The organism is Streptomyces sp. WM6386, assembly GCF_000972385.1.
Classification (GTDB): Bacteria; Actinomycetota; Actinomycetes; order Streptomycetales; family Streptomycetaceae; genus Streptomyces.
This window is the reverse complement of the sequence record NZ_JXTE01000147.1, coordinates 1-3,187: the sequence shown is the minus strand read 5'-3', so window position 1 is coordinate 3,187 and position 3,187 is coordinate 1. Positions and strand designations below refer to the sequence as shown.

At 71.5% G+C, this 3,187-nt stretch carries 2 protein-coding genes; both read right to left on the bottom strand.

The features are described from left to right. Nucleotides 1–208: 208 nt before the first annotated feature. Nucleotides 209–697 (bottom strand): hotdog fold thioesterase, encoded by a 489-nt coding sequence (locus TN53_RS40125; protein WP_046263804.1) that lies wholly within the window; start codon nucleotides 695–697, stop codon nucleotides 209–211. A 48-nt stretch (nucleotides 698–745) separates the two neighbouring features. Then, the gene (locus TN53_RS40120; protein WP_046263803.1) at nucleotides 746–3,040 is read right to left on the bottom strand and encodes an FdhF/YdeP family oxidoreductase; all 2,295 of its coding nucleotides are present in this window, start codon (nucleotides 3,038–3,040) and stop codon (nucleotides 746–748) included. Nucleotides 3,041–3,187: the final 147 nt, after the last annotated feature.

Below are 3,187 nucleotides of genomic sequence, written 5' to 3'. Positions count from 1 at the left end.
CCCCCGTGCCCCTCCACCCCCGGAGGCCTCACACCTCCGCGCCCTCCCATGAGGCCGGGGCGAGTCGGGCCCGGCCTCATGGGAGCGCGCGGAGGTGTGAGGCCTCCGGGGGTGGAGGGGCACGGGGGCGCGTGGCCCCGCGGCGGCGGGGTGCAGGGGGACTGAGGTGTGGGGCCCGGGGTGGCTCCGGGCCGGAGTCCCGGCGTGGTCAGTTGGCCGCCACGACGTGGGCCGCGTCGCCGGGGTTCACGTCCCGCAGCAGACACGTCAGCCGTGCGCTGCACACCCGCCGCCCCTGCTCGTCGCTGATCACGATCTCGTAGGTCGCCGTCGACCGCCCCCGGTGCACGGGTGTGGCCACACCGGTCACCAGGCCGGAGCGCGCCCCGCGGTGGTGGGTGCAGTTGAGGTCGACGCCCACGGCGATCTTGGAGCTGCCGCCGTGCAGCATCGAGCCGACCGAGCCGAGCGTCTCGGCCAGGACGGCGGAGGCGCCGCCGTGCAGCAGCCCGTACGGCTGGGTGTTGCCCTCCACCGGCATCGTCCCGACGACCCGGTCCGCGGACGCCTCCACGATCTCCACGCCCATGCGGGTGCCGAGGTGCCCCGCGGAGAACAGTGCCGGCAGGTCGACGCCGAGCGCGGCGTACTCGTCGATGACCTCTTGCGGGAACTTCACATGCTGCTGCTCGCCCATGGGGCCCGGCTCCGTTTCGTCGGGATCACTGCTCGGCTGAGCAAACGCTCAGTCGGTCGCCGATTGTTCCAGACGGACGACGACGGACTTGCTGGCCGGGGTGTTGCTGGTGTCGGCGGTGGCGTCCAGCGGCACCAGGACGTTGGTCTCCGGGTAATAGGCCGCCGCACAGCCCCGTGCCGTCGGGTAGTGCACGACCCGGAAGCCGGGCGCCCGCCGCTCCACGCCGTCCTTCCACTCGCTCACGAGGTCGACGTACGAGCCGTCGGCGAGCTTCAGCTTCTGGGCGTCCTCGGGGTTGACCAGGACGACCCGGCGGCCGTTCTTGATGCCCCGGTAGCGGTCGTCCAGGCCGTAGATCGTGGTGTTGTACTGGTCGTGCGAGCGCAGCGTCTGCAGCAGCAGCCGGCCCTCGGGCAGCGCGGGGAACTCCACGGGCGCGGCGGTGAAGTTGGCCTTGCCGGTGGTGGTCGGGAAGCGGCGTTCGTCGCGGGGGGCGTGGGGGAGGGCGAAGCCGCCCGGGTGGGCCACGCGGGCGTTGAAGTCGTCGAAGCCGGGGACCACGCGCGCGATGCGGTCGCGGACGGTGGCGTAGTCCTTCTCGAACTCCTCCCACGGGGTGCGGGACCCGGAACCCAGCACGCGGCGTGCGAGGCGGCAGACGATGGCCGGCTCGGACAGCAGGTGCCTGCTCGCGGGCTCCAGACGGCCGCGGGAGGCGTGCACCATGCCCATGGAGTCCTCGACGGTCACGAACTGCTCTGTGCTTTTCCCATTCGGGCCGACCTGAAGATCGCGCTCGGTGCGGCCCAGGGTGGGCAGGATCAGGGCACGCGCGCCCGTGACCGCGTGCGAGCGGTTGAGCTTGGTCGACACGTGCACGGTCAGCCGCGCGCGCCGCATGGCCGCCTCGGTGACCTCCGTGTCGGGGGAGGCGGAGACGAAGTTGCCGCCCATCGCGAAGAAGACCTTCGCCTTGCCGTCGCGCAGCGCCTGGATGGCCCGTACGACGTCGTAGCCGTGCTCGCGCGGCGGCGCGAAGCCGAACTCCTTCTCCAGGGCGTCCAGGAAGGCGGGCGCGGGGCGCTCGAAGATACCCATCGTGCGGTCGCCCTGGACGTTGGAGTGACCGCGGACCGGGCAGACGCCCGCGCCGGGACGGCCGATGTTGCCGCGCAGGAGAAGGAAGTTGACCACCTCGCGGATGGTCGGCACGGAGTGCTTGTGCTGGGTGAGGCCCATGGCCCAGCAGACGATGGTGCGCTTCGAGGCGAGCACCATGCCCAGGGCCTGCTCGATCTCCGCGCGGGTGAGGCCGGTCGCGGTGAGTGTCTCGTCCCAGTCGGCGGCGCGGGCCTGGGCCGCGAACTCCTCGAAGCCGTGGGTGTGTTCGTCGACGAAGGCCTGGTCGACGGCGCCCTCCGTCTCCAGGATCAGCTTGTTGAGGAGGCGGAAGAGGGCCTGGTCGCCGCCGATGCGGATCTGCAGGAACAGATCGTTCAGAGCGGTGCCCTTGAGCATCCCCTGGGCGGTCTGGGGGTCCTTGAAGCGCTCCAGGCCCGCCTCGGGCAGCGGGTTGACGCTGATGATCTTCGCGCCGTTCGCCTTGGCCCGGTCCAGGGCGGAGAGCATGCGGGGGTGGTTGGTGCCGGGGTTCTGGCCGGCGACGACGATCAGGTCGGCCTTGTAGAGGTCCTCAAGGAGGACGCTGCCCTTGCCGATGCCGATCGTCTCGGTCAGGGCCGAGCCGGAGGACTCGTGGCACATGTTGGAGCAGTCCGGCAGGTTGTTGGTGCCGAGCTCGCGCGCGAACAGCTGGTAGAGGAAGGCGGCCTCGTTGCTGGTGCGGCCCGAGGTGTAGAAGAGGGCCTCGTCGGGGGAGGTGAGGGCGGCGATCTCCTCGGCGACGATGTCGAAGGCACGCTCCCAGGACACCGGTTCGTAGTGCGTGCCCCCTTCGGGGAGGTACATGGGGTGGGTGAGCCGCCCCTGCTGTCCCAGCCAGTAGCCGCTGCGCGTCGCGAGGTCGGTGATCGGGTGCGCGGCGAAGAACTCCGGGGTGACCCGGCGCAGGGTGGCCTCCTCGGCGACCGCCTTCGCGCCGTTCTCGCAGAACTCCGCCTTGTGCCGGTGGTCCGGCTCCGGCCAGGCACAGCCCGGGCAGTCGAAGCCGTCCTTCTGGTTCACGCGCAGGAGGGTGAGCGCGGTGCGTTTGACGCCCATCTGCTGCTGGGCCATCCGCAGTGTGTGCCCGATGGCGGGCAGCCCCGCCGCCGCGTGCTTCGGCTCGGCGACCTGCGGCGCGTCCTGAACCGGATCACCCTTGGGCGGCTTGGTGGCCATCGCACTCTCTCCTTCGCGCACACATGTGAGGTACGTCTCCGATCCTCGCACGCGGGGGTGACAACGGCGTTCGCCGGGCGTGGGGAGGGCGGGAGCGATGGCTGGGCGGCCGAGGGCGTGGGGTGGCGGTGGCCGAGGGGGTGGGGT

Coding starts and splice junctions, on each gene's coding strand:
- TN53_RS40125 (WP_046263804.1), bottom strand. CDS start 697: ATGGGCGAGCAGCAGCATGTGAAGTTCCCGCAAGAGGTCATCGACGAG.
- TN53_RS40120 (WP_046263803.1), bottom strand. CDS start 3,040: ATGGCCACCAAGCCGCCCAAGGGTGATCCGGTTCAGGACGCGCCGCAG.